This is a genomic window from Cellulophaga sp. (assembly GCF_039943695.1).
In the GTDB taxonomy this organism is placed as follows: domain Bacteria; phylum Bacteroidota; class Bacteroidia; order Flavobacteriales; family Flavobacteriaceae; genus Cellulophaga.
The window spans coordinates 1-19,238 of sequence record NZ_JBDVAA010000197.1 but is presented as its reverse complement, the minus strand read 5'-3'; the positions used below and the strand labels follow the sequence as shown (position 1 = coordinate 19,238).

Below are 19,238 nucleotides of genomic sequence, written 5' to 3'. Positions count from 1 at the left end.
TATTACATCAGTAGCTATTTTTTCGTTATCGTATTTTATAACCTTGTGTGTTTTACTAAATAGCTCTTTATATTTTTGATAGATAGTTTTATAATCCTCTTTTTTTCTTGTACCGTGCTCCTCTGCAGTAATAAACTGTACCGCTTTTTTTGTATTGGCTTTTACTTGAGCTTTAGGAGTAATTAACTTTTCATCTACAATTTTTTCAAACAATTTGTATAGATGGTCTCTTCTGGCAGATCTCCTGTTTGCTGCATCATCATTTGTAGAGTTATCATTATCTCTAATTACAAACACAGTACCACCATTAGCAGCAGAATACAGCATTTCTTTACTCATTAAGGTAATTGGAGTGTATGTATCTGTACTTTTGCTATTAACTAAAGGCCATACCTTTTTATTAATATTATGTGCAGAACGATTAAAATAGTTCTCTATCCAAGCTACTCTTTGCCCTATAACGTTGTCTAGCCATAAACCTTGCCAGTAGCCATCCATAACATGTTTGGCGTAAGAACTATTGTTTTTTGTTCCCCATATAATGTGTTTACTGTATTTTTTTAGGTTATTGAAAACCTCAGAGTTTGTAAACATAGGAGAAAACTGTGCAGACACATAAGCTTTACTGTAGTAGTGTGTTGCATTCATAAAATAACCACCGTGTAATTCTGCTAACTTTAAAGATCTGTTAAAAAAAAGATTAGTTTCTTTATTAAACTCATCATCTTTTTCATAATACAGGACTAAATCTTCGGTTTCACCAGTAAAATTTCCAATACAATTTGGGTATTTACGATAAAACCAATCTTGTTCTGCTAAGGAGTATTGGTGAAAAATCATTGTTTTATATCCCCAGTCCTCAATTTTATTATATAGGTCTAAATATTCGTCTACAGCATAGTTGTCTTCTATAAAACGCTCAGCGCCTTTAGATCTATCGTTTAAAACCACGGCAACGTGTTTACGCTTATTTGCAGAAAAATCGTTTTTAGTAAAGCCGTCTTTATGCATATTAGCAAAATAACTAGCATCATCATTATGTAGCTCTGCTGTATGTGCGTCTGCAATAACAAACAACGGATTGCTATCTGATATTTTATAACGCATTGGTTGTACCGACTTGTTTACCAATTTAAATTTCTTTTTAACAGACCACGGACTTGTTCTTTTTGTGCCGCCTTTATCTACCTCGCACCTCATTCTCCAGTAATAAGTTCCTGGAGGAAAAATTTGATTAGGTATGTGTTGTGTGGTTCCGTGTTGCATTGACCACAATTTTAAATGTTTACTATAAATAATAGAAGAGCTAGAGAAATCTTCTTCTTTAGAGATCTGAATTCTGTAAACAGCTGTTTGTTGTGCAAAAGGCTTTGGTTTAATATTGTCAAACCCACCAACACTTATAACATTATTTTTAATGATATTTCTAAAACTATTATCATTTGGGGCTATAAACCTAAATGAAAGTGCTTCTTTAGATATTTGCCAAGTTTCTCTTGGTGTAATTAATTCTGGAGCACTGCTAAAATTTTGGGCGCATAGGTAATTAGATTGTGTAAATAGTACTGTAATAAATACGAGTAGTAATTTTGATAACTTGTCATTTGATTTCATAGTAGTAATATTTGTAAGTATTAACTGTCAAATATAACAAGTTATCAGGTGAATTTCGTAAGAAAATGTTAAATTGTATAACGGTCTTATTTTTAGATTACTGCATTGTGTTTGTATATCTTATTTAGTAATAAATAATATTTTTAGCTGTTATTTAATGCGCATTTTTGTCTTACAAAAGTTCTTTTTTGCAATTACGTAACTATAAAAACAACAAAACCCCTCAATAAAAATTGAAGGGTTTAGTAGTTTAATTTATTTAAAATAGATGCAATATTTTACTACTTACGTTCTAAATCTGTAATAAGTAAAGGGTTGTTTTGTTTTAGTTTTTCTAGCAATTCTTTAGTTTTTGTGGTGCTGGGACTTTGCTTAAGCTCTTCGTACTCTGTGTTAGTTAAGCCAACCATTTGTAAAAACTGAACCTCTCCATGTGGTGTGTTTAATACGCCTAATTCTTTGTCTATAACAAATGCTATTGCTGTAATATCTGTGTTGTAATTACTTCTTATTGGTCCGTTTGCAGGTATAAGATGGTATTCCTCAAACCATTTTTCTTTGCTGAAAACGTATTTTCCTAAATTCTGAATTAAATTACAAGCCCAGTTAACATTGTCTTCGTCACTATATTTTTTTAGTCTAAACGTAAGTTCAAAACCAAGTTTACTGTATTCTTCACCAACAGATTCCTCATTGTAATACAGCTCAGAAAACCCGTAAGAAATATAATGAAAATGAGGTTCTTGCAAGGTGCTATTGTAAGCGCTAATACCGTCTATAGGTTCTGTGCCACCTAATGCATAAGGTAATTGTGGTGCATAATGTTGTGGATTTTGCTCAGGGTATATTTTTTCTATTGCAGAGTCTATATAGTCCCAACCCACAGCATCTTCTTCTGTATATTTATTTTTGTATTCTTTTAGTGTCATAGTGATTATATTTTTATAATATCATAATCATACTTGTACTCCATCAAACTAGGAGTTGGAATTTTTCCTTCAGGTTTGTAATAATTAATTGCTCTGCCTTTTTCGGAAAGGATATGTAAATTTTTTCTAGCTCTTGAAGCTAAAACATAAAGCATTTTTCTGGAATTCGTGTAGCCATTTTTTTTATCACTAAAATGTGGTATATAATCATCTAGGATTGCAAAACCAATCATAGTGTCATATTCTTCTCCTTTAACTCCGTGAACAGTTGATACTGTAATCCCTTCACGTTGTTTAAAAACTTTTCTAAAGTTTTTAATGTCTCCAATGAATTCGTTTCCTTCTTTTACAAGTCTATCAATTCTTTTACGTGAGCTATTAAAGAATGAATCATAATGTTCAATTAGAGTAGGATAATTGTTTATATTAATAGATAGTATACTGCTAACTTCATTAAAAAATATTTCTAAATGAGTTAATCCATCAGTTTCATCTACTTTTATCGAGTTACAAATTTTTAAAAGCTTTTTGCTTGTTATTTTAGTAACGTCAACACCTGCCAAATCTAAATCATTTAAAAGCTCTCTACTCCATCTTAAACGTCTTATATACATATACGGAGAAGGTTCTGTTAAGACAATACTAGATAATTTATACCAAAAATTTTCTATGTCTCTAGAGAACGGAGCCATACCAGGACCATCAAAACTATAATCTGGCATTTTAATCATTAATTGTCTAGTGATACTAGCTAAATGAACCCATTGAGGAGCTACGATACAAATTTCATTTGGTAAAATTTTCTCTTCATTTATGTTGAATAGAATCAATTTAGATATTTCTTCTATTATATTTTCTACTAAAATAGTTGAGTTAAACGTTATTTTGCTGGGATAGCCTTTATTTGGACTTTCAGAGCTAATTTCATTGTCAAATGTCTTAAAGTATTCAAAATACTCAATGATTTTTTTAGATGACCTATAGTTTTTCGATAAGCTATTTTGTTTTAAACTAAATCCTATTAATTTTTCTAGTTCTTCTTTTGACATTGGGTAACCACCAAGAGAATCATAAATAGATTGATTAGGGTCACCTACAATTAAAGTTTTTGAGTCTCCATTGTTTGCTTTAAGGATTGAAGCAATAATGCTATACTGTATTTCTTTAGTATCTTGATATTCATCAATCAGTATAAAAGGGAATAGTTTGCATAAAATTTTTGAAATAATTGGATTGCTTTTTAGTAATTTATAACTGTAAAATAGAATTTGTTCAAAGTCAATTTGATTGTTTTTCTCTAAAATCTGAAAGTATTCAGATATGATACTTTGAAGATTTTTATGCTTACTTGAATCTAAGCAAGTTAAATAAATATCATCTGTTTTTGCCAGTAGTCCACAATCCCAATAAGTGATTTTTTGGCTTGTATAAGGCTTACATAACTCAGTTAGTATTTCCTCAGATTCATAAGAATTGATTACTCGAAATCCATTTTTTAGTCTATCAGAGTATAAATGATAGGGCTTTAAAATCCATTCTAGACAAAAAGAGTGAATTGTGCCAATCCATAATTGCTCAGTGTTAACTCCTAATAATTCAATTCTATGCTTTATTTCATCAGCAGCATTATTGGTATATGTTATTGCTATAACAAATTCTTTGCTCGATTCTAATCGGCTTAATTCATATGCTATTTTATAAGTCAGAGTCCTTGTTTTACCGCTTCCGGGACAAGCAATTAACAAAATGCTTTCTGAATTTAAAATTGCATCTTCTTGTTCTTTATTTAAATCACCTTTATCCCAAACAAACATCTTATTTCACTTTTTCTATAAATGTTAATATTTGGTCTTCTGAGATTCTATTTTTTATTTCGACAATGATATCATCAATTGTAGCTTTATTAACTCTATAATTCGCTATTATTTCTTTTAGTAATGTAAAATCAATTTTGTCGTCATCTTTTGCATTTTTGTTCACTCTATATTCAACGATATCTGCAATAATATTTTTAGAATATGACTCTTTAGAAAACGCAATTGCTTCAACAATATAATCAGGGATGATAGTTTTAAATGAGATATGTTTACCTAACATAATGGCAAACCAACCTTTTCCTTCTTGATTAGCCATCGTTAAAACTCTTTTTCCGAAAACAGCAACATCTTTATCTTCTAACTCTTTTTTAGTTAGTTTTATAGTTGGTTTGTCAACATATACTTCATCTATTATTTGCTCAACTTCCCAAGCATTACCATACATTACAAAATCAACTTCAAAAGTGTAATTTGCATAAAATGTTTTTATCCAATTATTATCTTTTTCAAAAGCATCTAAACTAGCTTTCCTTTCTAGTCCTTTAATTTTAGAGTTTTCAACTTTCGTTTTAAATTTCTTTATAGTTTCATTATCTCCTTCAATTATACTTGTATCGCAAATTGCATCATCTAAATCTGTTAGTATACTACATTTTCTTCGGATTCTATTATCGTGAAATAGTTGAGCTACATTTTTAAACCCTGTACTTCTAATGTTTATTAAACTGATTCCTAATTCATCAAGACTTACTCCGTAAGCCTTTTTTACCATTTGTGGAATTAAAATTTCTTCGGCATCACCTTCAACTAATATTACTCCTTTAGCAAATAATAAATTAGTCCTAATTGCGTCTAAATATCTTTGGATTTGATTTATGCTTTTTGATTTTAGACCTTTTGAAGGCTGAAATACTTCGGCATAGTTTAATTTTTTAGCAAGTATGTTTATATTTTTTACATTACTTACTTCAGATATTTGTGTTGAATGAGTCGAGTAAATAATTTGAGTGTCTGTATAATCTAATTTATCAAATAAAGTTTTTTGAATATGATTATGTATGTGAGCTTCAGGCTCTTCAATTATTAAGAAATTTGCAAAAGTATCTTTAGATTTTCTATACTTAAACTCCAATAATTTAAGAGTTAAAAATATTAAATTTGCACCACCCAAACTAAGCTCGTGTATTCCTCCTTCGTGTTCTTCTTCAGGTTCACCTATAAACAATTTTAGCGATTGTAAAAGTTTATCCGCTTCACTAGGTAAACTAGACTTGATAGATAGGGAAGAAGGTGAGTAGGTTAAACCTACAGCATCTTGTATTGTACTTTTTATGTCTTTTCTAATGTTTTGTACATCTTCTAAGCCTTCAATCCCTTCATTTAATTTATCTACCAAATCGCTTATTGGTTGATAGTCGGAATCTTTTATTTCTCCACTTTTGTTTTTTAATAGGGTTAGTAAAGGATTTGTTCTATTATTATGAAAATCGCTTACTGCATCTCTTAAAGCTTGGATAAAGGTAAATGAAACTTCTTTTGAGATTGAAAGTTGATGAGGGATTTTTGTTCCGAATTTTGAAGTATCTATTGTTGAAGGAAAATCGACATTTTCGAAATCACCTACTAATTCTTTATAGATTTCTGGATCATTAAAATCAGCAGTGCTTTTTCCTGTAAAATAAGTTTCGTAATTATCTTTTATTGTTATCTCATCTAAAATTTTATTTAACCCGTCTTTATCTCCTTTTGCTAATTCAGAAAGTCTTTGTCTAATATCAGCTTTTGGTCTAAAAAACAGATTATAGGAAGCTTTTTTTACATAATCTTCTTCTGCAACACCAGCTCTGTGAATAAACAAAGATTGTATAGCTTCTTCATCCGTTATTTCATTAAATTCTAGACTAATTATTATCCAATGTCCTTTCCTAGAGTCACCTTCTAATACTCGGTTAAAATCATTCTCTGTAAGTTTATATGAATAATGTAAAGAAGTATCTTCAAGTAATAATCTAATTGCTCTAAATACATTCGTTTTACCTGAACCATTTTCGCCAATAATGGTATTAATACCTTTATCAAATAGGAACTTCGCATTTGCAAAATTCTTGTAATTGACTAAGCTTAACTTCGATATGTACATTTTGTGCTTTTTTTACTTAAGTGTTTGAGAAATGAAAGACATTAAGATCTTGTATAGACTCACAATGTAAAAACTTTATGTATCACTTTATTACGGAAATCTGTAATTGGTATGTAATTATGTATAGTTGGTAACTAAATAAGCTTTAGCTTAAATTCTTAATCACCTCTAAAGCTAAGTCTTGTGTTTCTTCGGCTATTTCTGCTTTTGTGGGTTGTGTGGCAATTCGTTTAAATTCGGCCAGTAGTTTTGGGGCTATTGGAGCTGTTGCATTTGTGCCAAAAACTAATACAAGCCAGTATTTCCAAACTTCATCTTTGCTTTTTAAAATGGCAATAATATCATCTGTAATATATTCTGCTATAGATTGTAAATACAATGCTATTGGGTCTGCAACGGGCCAGTTTAAATCTTGCAACCAAGTTAATAGTTCTGGTACTATTGGTTTTACTTGCTTATAACTATAGTCTTTTAAGTTGGCTACGGCTTCTGTATCTCCTTTGTGTTTTGGCAGTTGTGGTTGCACTATTATTTTTCTTTTTTAAACCCTTTGTTGGTTAGTTTCCATTGAGCAAGTGTTTGTTCTCTTTTGTAAAAACCGGTTTCCTCATCTTCTGGATAACTAAAATAAGACAATATTTTTTTTTCTTCATTGTACGTTAGTTTAATGTCTTGTCCGCGGTTTGCTTCTGTAAAAATATAATTTTCGCCAATAAAAGCAGTATCGCTTTTTTGTAAGACGCCATCAGCTATTTTGTACACTGTTGCTGTGCTATGATGTTTACCACCACAACAAGTTCCCCAGCCCAATATTAAGTAGTGCGGCTGGTTGTTAATTTTTATGCTATGCAAACCAGTAGTAAAAACATCTATTCCGCCTGTATTTGGGTCTTTTAAGTTTGTATGTTTAATAGTGTTATCTTCTGTTTTGTATTGTGCGTATAAAACAGAGGAGTGGCAACAGCCAGAGTCTCTTTGTCCCCAGGAGTATATTTTTACTACACTGTCTAAGCTGTATTTTATGCTTATATGTTTAGATAAACTATCATATGGGTTTGTAAAACTAGTGGAGTCTTTTAAATGTTCTAAAAAACGCTCTTTTACAAAAGGAAACATACTGTTTGCCATATCAAAATCTACTGCTTGGTAGGCTTTAAATGTGGTTGTTAGTAGCTCATCAGAGTAATTGTATTCTTCTTGGGCAAATGCACTATTACAAATTACAAATGCAAAACATATAATTTTAAATAACTTCATTGTTTTATATTATATATTGTTAGGTGTAATCTCTGTAGGGGATATCTAGTTTTTTAATTTGTTCAATTATATTATCTTCTCTTTTAAGACTTATAAAATCTATAGAAACTTAAAATTTTTTATGGTAGATAGTGTGTATAATTATAAATGTTCTTTTGTTTTTGCCTCCGCCTACGGTTTCTTTAGAGGTGTGTGTTATATCTTTAGTTGGTATTATTTTTTTTACAAACGGATTTATTAAATTTTTAATGATGATGTAATTTTTAGAACTTTCTATATAATCCATTTGTGTTGTAAAAAGTAACAAAAAAAGAAACGTACCTGTACTAAATATAAAATACCCAGGATTTAAATAGCTGGTTGTGCATAGGTCTATTAGTAATATAAAAGTTGCTATTACTGCTATTGACATTAGTATTCTATTGCCAAAAATATAAAATGGTGTAGCTATGGTTTTGTTGGTAATGTTAATTCTGTTTTTGTCTACTGGCTTGCTTTCTTGTAGTTGCTTTTTATTGAATTTATTGTCTAAGTACATACGTATTTTCCAAAAATTGGAGTAGTATGTTTCTTTTAAGTGTATTTTTTTATTGTTTTTTAAATGTATGGTTAGTCCTTTTTCATAAAAGATAAAAAACATAAATTTAGAAGGTATAGAGCTGTAAAGTTCTACGCTAAGTATATCATTATAGCTATAAGTTTTAAATAGGCCTACTCTCATATTTTTAGAATTGGCTCTAAAAAAGACTAAACTCTTTACCATTGTGTAAAACCCGTATAATACAAAAGCTATAAACGCTATTAAAAATAGTACAATTTCTTCTTTGGTGACTAAAAGGATGTAAAGAAAAAATAATACCGCAACTAAAAAAAATAACAAGAATACATACAGAAAATTGAATCTGCTTGTTATGGTTGTATTCTTTGTATTATTGCGTATCATATTATTCTTCTATATAATAGAGAGCAATTTAAAAAGTAGAAATGATATTGTAATGTGTTAATGTTTATTCGTAATAGGTAAGTATATTATCGTGAAAAATAAGATGCTTTATTTTCTTGTTTCTTTGCGGTAGGCGTTAAAAATAAGTACAGCCATAAATGACCAAATTAGTCGGTATACCCAAATATTTACATCTTGGCCAAAAAAATAGATGGTATCTACATTTCTAAAAAAGCTGTATATAACATTTACAAGTGCAAGCGCAACACCAATAATTAATATTGTTTTTCTCATAGCTGTTAAAACTAGTATTTTATTTCTCTTTTTTAAGTTCAGAATTAATTTTCTTTTCCAATTGCTTAATCTCTGCGAAAGGTAAATTAAGTGCTAGAAAATAATTTCCGTTTCTAATTTTACTATTTACGTAAAAGGCATTAATAATTTTGTTATCTACAAATAATCCTATGCTTTTACGCTCTTCAAAAGCTATATCTGTAGCAATTTGCATTTTAATATCTCCGTCTGGTGTAAATGTTATATTTAATCCAAATTGTTTTTCTCCAGAGTTTCCAAATGTAGCATCCATACCAACAGTAGAACACTTTTTTATATCTGTAATAGGAATTAATGTTCTTGTGTTTACGTATTGTAGCCTGTTAAAATCTGGAACAAAAACTTTTACGCCAACAGAATCGTTTAAAATATAAAAGCCCGATTTTAAATTAATTGTTGTGTCTGTTTCTTGTGTATGCTGACAAGTGCCTGTTGCACTCATCAAAAATAAAAGAAAGAGTAGGGTGTAAGTTTTCATTATTGTTAGATATTGTTTGTTCCTTATAAAGCTATTTTAATGCATACCCTGTATGCCTTCGCTAGCAGCGCCTAAAAATAATATTCCAGCAAAAATCATAGCGTAAAAAATAATCCATATCAAAGAGATAACTACACCGGCAATGGCAAGTCCACGTGGACGACTAAAGAGTCCAATTATAGATAATACAAGTCCTAAAATCCATATTAGGTGCCCTAGAAAAGGGACACAATATAAAATATAAGCAAGTATAGAGATTATAAAACCGGCTATACCAATTGGGTTAGAGCCTTGGTTGTTATTATTTTGATTAATAATAATAGGTTGCGCTTGGTGAGTTTCCTCTTGTTGCTGATTTTGACTTTGTTCTTGGCTATGTGGAGTAATGTCACTCATTAAATATGTTGTATGGCTGTAAAATAAACAATTGATACTTTAACTTAATTAAAAGTATATTTTCTGCAATATATAAATAAGTAGGTAAAGTAGTACTCTGTTTTTTAGAGAGAAGAAAAACTAAAAACATATAAAAAGCAAAAACCCTTGAAAATCGTTAGATTAACAAGGGTTTTGTACTCGAGATGGGACTTGAACCCATACGGACTAATGTCCATTGGATTTTAAGTCCAACGTGTCTACCAATTCCACCACTCGAGCAAATTAGCTGTTATTACTAACAGGCAATTGGTATAATTTTTTCTGAGCGAAAAAAGGGATTCGAACCCTCGACCTCCACCTTGGCAAGGTGATGCTCTACCCCTGAGCTACTTTCGCAATTTTTATGAGCGTACATCTTTATCAGATGCGGGTGCAAATTTAAGACATTTTTCTAAACCACAAAGCTATTTTCAAAAAAAATATCGATATTTTTTATCTATTTTTAAATTTCATTTTCAAACAACATAAAATGAGCGTTTTACACTTCATCTTTTTTTTGTGCAGAAAGCAATCTTTTTATTTCATTTAGCTTCATTAAGGCTTCTACAGGTGTTAGCGTGTTAATATCTAAGTCTATTATCTCTTCTTTTAACTCTAATAACAAAGGATCATCCATATTAAAAAAGCTTAGTTGCATTTCGTTTTGGGCATCTGTTAGTTTTGTAGTTAGTTCTTCGCTAGAGTGAGACTTCTCTAACTTTTTAAGTATTTTATTTGCTTTAGAAATAACTTGCTGTGGCATACCAGCCATTTTTGCTACGTGTATACCAAAACTATGTTCACTACCACCAGGAGTAAGTTTGCGCAAAAACAAGACATTGTCTTTTAGTTCTTTTACAGATACGTTGTAGTTTTTTATTCTGCTAAATGTTGCTGTCATTTCATTTAACTCGTGGTAGTGCGTGGCAAACAATGTTTTTGCTTGTGTTGGGTGCTGGTGTAGGTATTCTGATATTGCCCACGCAATAGAAATACCATCATAAGTGCTAGTACCACGGCCAATTTCATCTAACAATACCAAACTACGGTTAGATAGGTTGTTTAATATAGATGCAGTCTCGTTCATCTCTACCATAAAAGTAGATTCTCCCATAGAGATATTGTCACTAGCACCAACTCTAGTAAATATTTTGTCTACGTAACCAATTTTAGCAGCTTCTGCAGGCACAAAACTTCCCATTTGTGCTAGTAATACAATTAAGGCTGTTTGGCGTAATATGGCAGATTTACCACTCATATTTGGCCCTGTAATCATTATTATTTGTTGTTCTTCTCTGTTTAAAGTAACATCATTGGCAATATAAGCTTCACCAACAGGCAATTGTTTTTCTATAACAGGATGCCTTCCGTTTACAATCTCTAAATCGGTAGAGTCGTCTATTACAGGAGCTGTATATTTATTGTCTGTTGCCAATTGTGTAAAACCACAAAGGCAATCTAGTTGTGCAATTAATTGTGCATTGTGTTGTACTGGGGCAATATACTCTTGCATCCAAACAACTAGTTTAGAAAATAATTCTTGCTCTAAAACTTGTATGCGTTCTTCTGCACCTAATATTTTGCTCTCGTATTCTTTTAATTCTTCAGTAATATAACGCTCTGCATTTACCAAGGTTTGCTTACGTATCCATTCTTCTGGTACTTTATCTTTATGGGTATTACGTACTTCTATATAATATCCAAATACATTATTGCTAGCTATTTTTAAAGAGGTAATTCCGGTGCGTTCGGTTTCTCTCTCTAACATTTTATTTAAATAGTCTTTGCCAGAAAATGCCAAACCACGTAGCTCATCTAACTCGGCAGAATATCCTTTGGCTATAGTTTCGCCTTTAAGCATATTTACAGGAGCATCTTCGCTAATCATTTCTTTAATTTTAGCGCGTAGCATATCACAACCGTGTAATTGGTCTCCTATAAGTTTTACAGCTTCGTTTTTACTAGTGCTTGTAAGTTGCTTAACAGGTAGTATGGCTTCTAAAGAATTTTTAAGTTGTACTACTTCTTTAGGTGATATTTTAGCTGTTGCTACCTTAGAAATTAAACGTTCTAAATCTCCCATTTGCTTTATAGACTGTTGCAATTTGTGCAAAATGGAATCATTAGCTTGTAAGTACTCTATAACTTGGTGTCTTCTTTTTATTTTTTCTACATTTTTTAAAGGCAAAGCTAACCAGCGTTTTAGCATACGCCCACCCATAGGTGATATGGTTTTGTCTATAACATCTAAAAGAGTAACAGCATTTGGGTTATAAGAGTGGTACAGCTCTAGATTTTTAATAGTAAACCTATCCATCCAAATGTATTCTTCCTCGGCAATACGTTGTAGCGTATTTATGTGTTGTAGTTTGTGGTGTTGTGTTTCAGATAAATAATGTAAAACAGCACCAGATGCCATAATACCTTGCTCTAAATGTGCAACTCCAAAACCTTTTAAGGTTGCAGTATTAAAATGTTTGGTAAGTGTTTCTTGAGCGTAATCTTCCTGAAAAATCCAATCTTCAACAAAAAAAGTATGAAACTCAGTGCCAAATATTTTTAAAAAATCTTTTTTATGTGTTTTAGACACCAAGACCTCATTAGGAGCAAAGTTTTGTAGTAATTTATCAATTTGCTCTTCTGTACCTTCTGATGTTAAAAATTCTCCGGTAGAAATATCTAAAAAAGATACACCTACTTTTTTTCTTCCAAAATGTACAGCACATAAAAAGTTGTTGGTTTTGGCAGATAAAATATCATCATTTAAAGCCACACCAGGAGTTACCAATTCTGTAACGCCTCTTTTTACAATTGTTTTGGTTTGTTTAGGGTCTTCTAACTGATCACAAATAGCTACACGTTGTCCTGCTTTTACCAATTTTGGTAAATAGGTGTTTAAAGAATGATGTGGAAAACCAGCTAATTCTGTTTTTTCTCCACCATTATTACGGTGTGTACATATAATTCCTAAAATTTTAGATGCTTTAACGGCATCATCACCAAAGGTTTCATAAAAATCTCCAACGCGAAAAAGCAACATAGCATCTGGATACTTTGTTTTTATAGCGTTGTATTGCTGCATTAAAGGGGTTACCTTTTTCTTCTTTGGTGTACTTGTTTTAGGCAAATTGAAAAATCTTAATGATTAACTTAAAAATTACAAAACGAATTTAAGTTTTTCTCTTTGGTTACAAAACCTTTGTTGATATTTGTGGATAAGTTTACTAGATATAAATAGAATGAGAAAATTAAAAAATAACGAATTAGAGCGATTAAATATTGAAGAGTTTAAACAAGCAGAGAAAACGCCTATTGTTATTATTTTAGATAATATTAGAAGTTTAAACAACATTGGATCTGTTTTTAGAACAGCTGATGCTTTTTTAATTGAAAAAATATACCTGTGTGGTATTACTGCAAAACCGCCACATAAAGACATACAAAAAACAGCTTTGGGCGCTACAGATAGCGTTGCTTGGGAGTATGTAGAAGAAACATTGCCATTGGTACAGCAATTACAAAATAATGGTTACAAAATGCTTTCTGTAGAGCAAGCAGAAAATGCTACTTTTTTAAATGATTTTAAGGTTGATAAAAACCAAAAGTATGCACTAATTTTTGGTAACGAAGTTAAAGGTGTTGCCCAAGATGTGGTTACTGCTAGTGATGTGGTTTTAGAAATTCCGCAATACGGCACAAAACACTCTTTAAATATATCTGTAAGTGCTGGTGTAGTGGTTTGGGATTTATGGTCTAAACTACAACAGAAATAAAAAGCATATTTAGTTTATAGACAAAAAAAAGACCCAACAAAGTTGGGTCTCGTATGTAGTTTGAGTTAGTTAGTTCCTCTGTTAAGAGATATGCAATTAAAGAAAACGTTTTCAATCTTGCAAATAAATTGTGAAATAACTGTTAATTTAATATTTGTGTTTTTCTATAAGTTACGTAAAATGTAACCTTCAATTTCGTGTAAAATGTGCTCATAATCAGCTGTATTAGCTACAAAGTCAAGGTCGCTTACGTCTATAATAAAGGTATTTTGCTGTGGGTAACTTTTTATGAAATCTAAATAACCTTTGTTAATTTTTTCTAGATAATCGGTCTGTATATCCTGTTCATATTCACGACCACGTTTTTTAATGTTAGCAATTAAGCGCTCTGTGTTTTGGTATAAGTACACAAAAACATCTGGCTTTTTTACATCTTTATACATTAAGTCAAACAACTTACGGTATAATTTAAACTCGTCTTGTTGCAAAGTTACTTTTGCAAATATGAGAGATTTAAATATATCATAATCACTTACCATAAAAGACTTAAATAAATCTAGCTGAGAAGTATCATCTGAATATTGTTGGTAACGATCTGCTAAAAAAGACATTTCTAAAGAAAAAGCATATCTAGCTTGATCCTCGTAAAATTTTGGTAAAAACGGGTTGTCTGCAAAACGCTCTACAATTAGCTTGGCATTATAATCCTCAGATATTTTATTGGCTAAAGTGGTTTTACCTGCTCCAATGTTACCCTCTATGGCTAAAAATTGTGCTTTGGCAAGAATGCTTTCTCTGTCTTCATATAACCTTCTTTCTGTACGTTCTATTTTACCTTTGTCTTTGCATTCCTGAAACAAGTTTCTGGAGTCTTTGTTAAGTATTGGGTGGTAAAATTGCGGCCCAACATCTGCTAATGGCCGCAAAACAAAACTTCTAAATTGTAAGTTTGGGTGTGGCACCACTAATTTTTCGGTGTTAATTACCTCTTTGCCATAGTAAATAATATCTATGTCTATGGTTCTGGCTTGGTAACCTGCTTCATCTGTTCGCTGCCTTCCTAGGTGTGTTTCTATTTCAAAAATAATATCTAAAAGCTCAAAAGGGTCTTTGGTTGTGTTAATAGCAACGCAGGCGTTTAAAAAGTCGTCCGACTCAAAACCCCATGATTCGCATTTGTAAACTTTAGAAATACCAGCAATGCTACCTGCTTTTTCCTTTAATAAAAAAATGGCATCTTGTAAGTTTACTATCTTATCACCTAAATTACTTCCTATAGATAGGTATGCAGTTGTAACGTTCTTCTTCATTTAAAAACAAAGTAAATAAAATAGTTTTTAAGGCGCTATCTTAAAATTAAATATCTTTTTTGTAAAGGTATTAAAAGCTTAACTTAAGTATCTTTACAAATTACAAGTAAATTAGAACAGCAGACCCTATATATGAACAAAACAGATAAAAAATTGGCCTTTAAAATATATTTGTACCTAGGAGCACTTTTTATAACGTCTTTGGTGGTGTCTAATCTTATTTTTCAGAAATTTTTTATTTGGCAACCTTTTGGAGATGTTACCATTTTTGGGGCAAACTTGTTTGAGATTTCTGTGGGTGTGCTACCTTATCCTGTTACTTTTTTGTTAACCGATTTAATTTCTGAAATCTACGGTAAAAAAAGTGCTAACCAAATTGTAATAGCTGGTATTTTTGCTTCATTTTTTTCATTGTTAATAGTGTATTTAGCATCTGCTTCTGAAGCCACAAGTTGGTCTTCTGTTAGTAATGCAATGTTTAAAGATGTTTTTGGTAACACAATTTTAGCTGTTACGGCATCTATGTTAGCATATTTGTTTGCGCAGTTTGTAGATATACAAGTGTATCATTTCTGGAAAAAAATAACAAAAGGTAAGCATTTATGGTTGCGTAATAATTTTTCAACTTTTTTCTCTCAGTTTGTAGACACGTGTACAGTTTTGTTGCTTTTGTGTTCTTTTGGAGAAATTGGCTGGGAAAAGTTTACGGGTTTGTTAATTAGTGGTTTTATTTTTAAGATAATTATAGCATTTGTAGACACCCCTTTGTTGTATTTCTTCGTATATATAATGAGAAAAAGATTTAATTTAAAAATAAACCAAGAAATAACATTGGAGTCATAATAAAATAGACCTTTAGTTGTTTTAATTGTAAGATTTATAATACAATCTAAAAATATCTAATTTGTTTACCTGGTTTAGCTCAATTTTAAAAAAGAAAAAAATAGTTCTGTATGAAAAAGAAAATATTAAAAATTATAGGTATTGTAGTATTGTTAATAGTAGTTTTGCTTATTGCAGCTCCTTTCTTTTTACAAGGTAAAATTGAAAAAATAATAAAGGATAAGGTTAATAACAATATAGAGGCTACATTAGATTTTGCTAGTGCAGACCTTAGTTTGTTTTCTAGCTTTCCTAATGCAAATGTTACTATTAATGATTTAGTGTTAACAAATAAGGCACCTTTTGCGGGTGATACGCTGTTTGCTTCTAAAGAAATTTCATTAGACCTGGCAATTACAGAGTTGTTTAAAGACCCATCTGAAGCTATTGGTATTAAAAGCTTGGCTGTAGATGGTGCATCTGTAAATATTATGGTTAATAAAGATAGTATTGCTAATTATGATATTGCTAAAAAGGATCCGTCTGCAGCTGCAACTCCAGAAACGGTAGAAGAAGAGGGGAGTAGCTTTACATTGGCTATGGAATCTTATAAAATTACAAACTCTAGTATTGTATATGTAGACCAAACTTCTGGTATGGCTTTAGCTCTAACAGAATTGCAGCATTCTGGTACAGGAGATTTATCTCTAGAGAAGTCTGAGTTAGATACTAAAACAAACGCGCTTGTGTCTTTTGGTATGGGTGGTACAAATTATCTTAATAGAAATAAAGTAGGTTTAGATGCTCTAATTGGTATAGATTTAAAAGAGAGTAAGTATTCTTTTTTAAAGAACGAAGCTTTAATTAACCAATTGCCATTAGTTTTTGATGGTTTTGTTAAGGTTAATGATGACAACCAAGAGGTAAACATCAACTTTAAAACATTGTCTAGTGAGTTTAAAAACTTTTTAGCATTAGTGCCAGAAGAGTATACTAAAAGTATTGAAAACGTAAAAACTACAGGGAAATTTACGGTAGAAGGTAAACTTAATGGTATTGTTGATGAAACACATATTCCTAAATTTTCAGTAAAGTTAAATTCTGATAATGCATCATTTAAATATCCAGATTTACCTAAGTCTGTTACTAGTATTTTTATAAATGCGGCTATAGATAACACAACTGGTTTGGTAGAGGATACTTCAGTAGATATTAAAAAATTAGCTTTTGCAATAGATCAGGATAGGTTTAATCTTAACTCTCAAATTACAGATCTAATGGGTAACACTAAGGTTAAAGCGCATTTAGATGGTAATATGAATTTGGCTAACATATCACAGGCGTATCCTGCGCCAGCAGATTTAAATTTAAAAGGAATGCTTAAGGCAGATATTACTACAGCTTTTGATATGGCATCTATAGAGAAAGAACAATATCAAAACACAACAACAAGTGGTACGTTAGATTTAAAGGATTTTGAGTATAATTCTGATGAGCTTAAAAACCCTGTGCAGATTACAACAACATCTTTGTCATTTAATCCAAAAACGGTATCGTTAAATGAGTTCCAAGGAAAAACTGGTACTACAGATTTTTCAGCAAAAGGTACAATTACAAATTTGTTAGGTTTTATGTTTAAGGATGAAAAAGTAAAAGGAGATTTTGCTTTAAATTCTAATACGTTTGCTTTAAATGATTTTATGGTAGATGAGGAAGAGACTACAGAAACATCAACTGAAAAAACAGAAGAGAAGCAACCTGTTACTGAAGAGAAATTGAAAATACCATCGTTTTTAGATGCAACAATTACTGCCAATGCAAATACGGTATTGTATGATAATTTAACGCTTAAAGATGTAAAAGGTACATTGCGTATTAAAGATGAAACAGCAACATTGTCTAATATGACTACGTCTTTATTTGGTGGAAAAATGGCTTTTAATGGTGAGGTTTCTACTAAAAATGAAGCTGCTACTTTTGCTATGAATTTAGGAATGAACCAGTTTAATATCAGTCAGGCTTTAAAAGGTTTAGAGATGTTAGAGGTTTTAGCGCCTGTAGCAAAAATTATTAGAGGTAATTTAAATTCTGATATTTCTGTAGCGGGTAATTTAAAAGATGATTTTACGCCAGACTTAACTACAATATCTGGTAAGGTATTGGCAGAGTTAATGCAGACAGAGTTAGATGGTAAGCAAGAGAAATTTGTAACAGCATTAAGTGATAAGCTTAGTTTTTTAAAACCTGAAAAATTAAATTTAAACGGATTAAAAACTGCTTTATCTTTTGATAATGGTAAGGTGTCTGTTAAGCCATTTAAGCTTAATTATGGAGATATTGTAATGAATGTTGCTGGTAGTCATACATTTGATAGTAAGTTGGCTTACAATGCCACTGTAGAAGTACCTGCTAAATATTTGGGTAGTGATGTTACTAAGTTAATAGCTAAAATAGATGACAAAAACTTAGAGGATTTAACAATACCTGTAACGGCTAATATTGGAGGTGATTTTACAAGTCCAGAGGTTAAAACAGATTTAACTAGTGGTGTTAAAAACTTAACAAGTCAGTTAATAGAAATAGAAAAGCAAAAACTAATAGCAAAAGGGAAAGATAAAGCAACTAGTGTTATTAGCGATCTGCTAAATAAAAATAAATCTAAAACAGATTCTTTAACCCAAGATGATGCTAAAACTTCTGTTGTAAAAGATGTGGTTGGTGGCTTGTTAGGTAAAAAAGATACTACTGCTGTAGAAAAAGATACAGAAACTAGTACCAAACAAGAAACCCAAAAAGAAGCTGTAAAGGAAATTTTAGGAGGCTTGTTTGGTAAAAAGAAAAAAGAAACAGAAAAAGATACTACTAAGCAATAGTTAAACTTACGTAGTAGCCTTCGTTACTTCTAATATTAAAAACGGTATTATCTTCAAAAATTAGGTACTGGCCTTTAATGCCTTTTAGTGTGCCTTTGTAATTAGGTGTTTTATCCAGATTAAGACTTTTTACTTTTTCTGGATATTGCATTACCGGAAACTCTAAATGAGTTTCTTTATTATCTTCAATAAAATACTGTGCAGCTTCCTCAGGTATATATTGTTTTAGTTTGTTGCGCCACTCAATTAAGTTTTCGTCATCTACAGTATTGGTAAGCATTTTTCTCCAGTTGGTTTTATCGCCTATGTGGTCTTTTAAAGCAACTTCTGTAATGCCTGCTAAGTAGCGGTTTGGTACTTCTACTATTTCTATGGCTTCGTGTGCTCCTTGGTCTATCCACCTTGTTGGTACTTGTGTTTTGCGTGTAACACCAACTTTTACGTTGCTAGAGTTTGCTAGGTAAACAATATGTGGCTGTAGTTGAACTTTTTTTTCGTAAGCTAAATCTCGATCTTCCTGGTCTAAATGTGC

16 protein-coding genes and 2 tRNA genes are annotated in these 19,238 nt (G+C 31.1%); 3 read left to right on the top strand and 15 right to left on the bottom strand.

The window, feature by feature from the left end; genetic code table 11:
• From ABJD66_RS14365 to mutS, 13 genes are all read right to left on the bottom strand, one after another.
• The coding region (locus ABJD66_RS14365; protein ID WP_348132852.1) for a hypothetical protein at positions 1–1,614 on the bottom strand (1,614 nt) is incomplete at its 3' end.
• Between the two features lie 281 nt (positions 1,615–1,895).
• The gene (locus tag ABJD66_RS14360) at positions 1,896–2,543 is read right to left on the bottom strand and encodes a suppressor of fused domain protein (RefSeq protein WP_348132849.1); all 648 of its coding nucleotides are present in this window, start codon (positions 2,541–2,543) and stop codon (positions 1,896–1,898) included.
• Between the two features lie 5 nt (positions 2,544–2,548).
• On the bottom strand, positions 2,549–4,357 hold the full coding sequence (locus ABJD66_RS14355) for an ATP-dependent helicase (RefSeq protein WP_348132846.1): 1,809 nt from the start codon (positions 4,355–4,357) through the stop codon (positions 2,549–2,551).
• A 1-nt stretch (position 4,358) separates the two neighbouring features.
• Positions 4,359–6,500 carry an AAA family ATPase gene (locus ABJD66_RS14350; protein WP_348132843.1) on the bottom strand — a complete coding sequence of 714 codons (2,142 nt, stop codon included), beginning with the start codon at positions 6,498–6,500 and terminating at the stop codon, positions 4,359–4,361.
• A gap of 145 nt (positions 6,501–6,645) precedes the next feature.
• On the bottom strand, positions 6,646–7,026 hold the full coding sequence (locus tag ABJD66_RS14345; protein ID WP_348132841.1) for a DUF5071 domain-containing protein: 381 nt from the start codon (positions 7,024–7,026) through the stop codon (positions 6,646–6,648).
• A gap of 2 nt (positions 7,027–7,028) precedes the next feature.
• Complete coding sequence (locus ABJD66_RS14340) at positions 7,029–7,757, bottom strand: hypothetical protein (protein WP_348132838.1); 729 nt, start codon at positions 7,755–7,757, stop codon at positions 7,029–7,031.
• Positions 7,758–7,866: 109 nt separating this feature from the next.
• A complete protein-coding gene (locus ABJD66_RS14335; RefSeq protein WP_348132835.1) occupies positions 7,867–8,478 on the bottom strand; it encodes a hypothetical protein in 612 nt (203 codons plus the stop codon).
• A gap of 330 nt (positions 8,479–8,808) precedes the next feature.
• The gene (locus ABJD66_RS14330) at positions 8,809–8,994 is read right to left on the bottom strand and encodes a hypothetical protein (RefSeq protein WP_100893836.1); all 186 of its coding nucleotides are present in this window, start codon (positions 8,992–8,994) and stop codon (positions 8,809–8,811) included.
• Between the two features lie 19 nt (positions 8,995–9,013).
• On the bottom strand, positions 9,014–9,511 hold the full coding sequence (locus ABJD66_RS14325; RefSeq protein WP_348132832.1) for a hypothetical protein: 498 nt from the start codon (positions 9,509–9,511) through the stop codon (positions 9,014–9,016).
• Positions 9,512–9,547: 36 nt separating this feature from the next.
• A complete protein-coding gene (locus ABJD66_RS14320; RefSeq protein WP_100893834.1) occupies positions 9,548–9,907 on the bottom strand; it encodes a hypothetical protein in 360 nt (119 codons plus the stop codon).
• A 177-nt stretch (positions 9,908–10,084) separates the two neighbouring features.
• Positions 10,085–10,168 (bottom strand) — tRNA-Leu (locus ABJD66_RS14315).
• A gap of 45 nt (positions 10,169–10,213) precedes the next feature.
• Positions 10,214–10,285: transfer RNA gene (locus tag ABJD66_RS14310), tRNA-Gly, on the bottom strand.
• A 142-nt stretch (positions 10,286–10,427) separates the two neighbouring features.
• Positions 10,428–13,010: a DNA mismatch repair protein MutS gene (mutS, locus tag ABJD66_RS14305; RefSeq protein ID WP_100896776.1), complete on the bottom strand. Its 2,583-nt coding sequence runs from the start codon at positions 13,008–13,010 to the stop codon at positions 10,428–10,430.
• A gap of 157 nt (positions 13,011–13,167) precedes the next feature.
• On the opposite strand from mutS, the gene ABJD66_RS14300 reads away from it, so the two are divergent.
• A complete protein-coding gene (locus tag ABJD66_RS14300) occupies positions 13,168–13,701 on the top strand; it encodes an RNA methyltransferase (RefSeq protein WP_100893833.1) in 534 nt (177 codons plus the stop codon).
• 164 nt (positions 13,702–13,865) lie between these two features.
• Here ABJD66_RS14300 and folK read toward each other — a convergent pair whose 3' ends face one another.
• Positions 13,866–15,011, bottom strand: a complete 1,146-nt coding sequence (folK, locus tag ABJD66_RS14295) for a 2-amino-4-hydroxy-6-hydroxymethyldihydropteridine diphosphokinase (RefSeq protein ID WP_100893832.1) — start codon at positions 15,009–15,011, stop codon at positions 13,866–13,868.
• A 132-nt stretch (positions 15,012–15,143) separates the two neighbouring features.
• Between folK and ABJD66_RS14290 the strand changes: the two genes are divergently transcribed.
• Positions 15,144–15,854: a queuosine precursor transporter gene (locus ABJD66_RS14290; protein WP_100893831.1), complete on the top strand. Its 711-nt coding sequence runs from the start codon at positions 15,144–15,146 to the stop codon at positions 15,852–15,854.
• A 110-nt stretch (positions 15,855–15,964) separates the two neighbouring features.
• On the top strand, positions 15,965–18,706 hold the full coding sequence (locus ABJD66_RS14285) for an AsmA-like C-terminal region-containing protein (RefSeq protein WP_348132827.1): 2,742 nt from the start codon (positions 15,965–15,967) through the stop codon (positions 18,704–18,706).
• Here ABJD66_RS14285 and ABJD66_RS14280 read toward each other — a convergent pair.
• On the bottom strand, positions 18,696–19,238 hold a 543-nt coding region (locus tag ABJD66_RS14280), incomplete at its 5' end, for a DUF2797 domain-containing protein (RefSeq protein ID WP_348132824.1). The two genes, ABJD66_RS14285 and ABJD66_RS14280, sit on opposite strands and share 11 nt — an antisense overlap.

Coding starts and splice junctions, on each gene's coding strand:
- ABJD66_RS14340 (WP_348132838.1), bottom strand. CDS start 7,757: ATGAAGTTATTTAAAATTATATGTTTTGCATTTGTAATTTGTAATAGT.
- ABJD66_RS14350 (WP_348132843.1), bottom strand. CDS start 6,500: ATGTACATATCGAAGTTAAGCTTAGTCAATTACAAGAATTTTGCAAAT.
- ABJD66_RS14330 (WP_100893836.1), bottom strand. CDS start 8,994: ATGAGAAAAACAATATTAATTATTGGTGTTGCGCTTGCACTTGTAAAT.
- ABJD66_RS14300 (WP_100893833.1), top strand. CDS start 13,168: ATGAGAAAATTAAAAAATAACGAATTAGAGCGATTAAATATTGAAGAG.
- ABJD66_RS14335 (WP_348132835.1), bottom strand. CDS start 8,478: ATGAGAGTAGGCCTATTTAAAACTTATAGCTATAATGATATACTTAGC.
- folK (WP_100893832.1), bottom strand. CDS start 15,011: ATGAAGAAGAACGTTACAACTGCATACCTATCTATAGGAAGTAATTTA.
- ABJD66_RS14320 (WP_100893834.1), bottom strand. CDS start 9,907: ATGAGTGACATTACTCCACATAGCCAAGAACAAAGTCAAAATCAGCAA.
- mutS (WP_100896776.1), bottom strand. CDS start 13,010: ATGCAGCAATACAACGCTATAAAAACAAAGTATCCAGATGCTATGTTG.
- ABJD66_RS14325 (WP_348132832.1), bottom strand. CDS start 9,511: ATGAAAACTTACACCCTACTCTTTCTTTTATTTTTGATGAGTGCAACA.
- ABJD66_RS14355 (WP_348132846.1), bottom strand. CDS start 4,357: ATGTTTGTTTGGGATAAAGGTGATTTAAATAAAGAACAAGAAGATGCA.
- ABJD66_RS14360 (WP_348132849.1), bottom strand. CDS start 2,543: ATGACACTAAAAGAATACAAAAATAAATATACAGAAGAAGATGCTGTG.
- ABJD66_RS14290 (WP_100893831.1), top strand. CDS start 15,144: ATGAACAAAACAGATAAAAAATTGGCCTTTAAAATATATTTGTACCTA.
- ABJD66_RS14285 (WP_348132827.1), top strand. CDS start 15,965: ATGAAAAAGAAAATATTAAAAATTATAGGTATTGTAGTATTGTTAATA.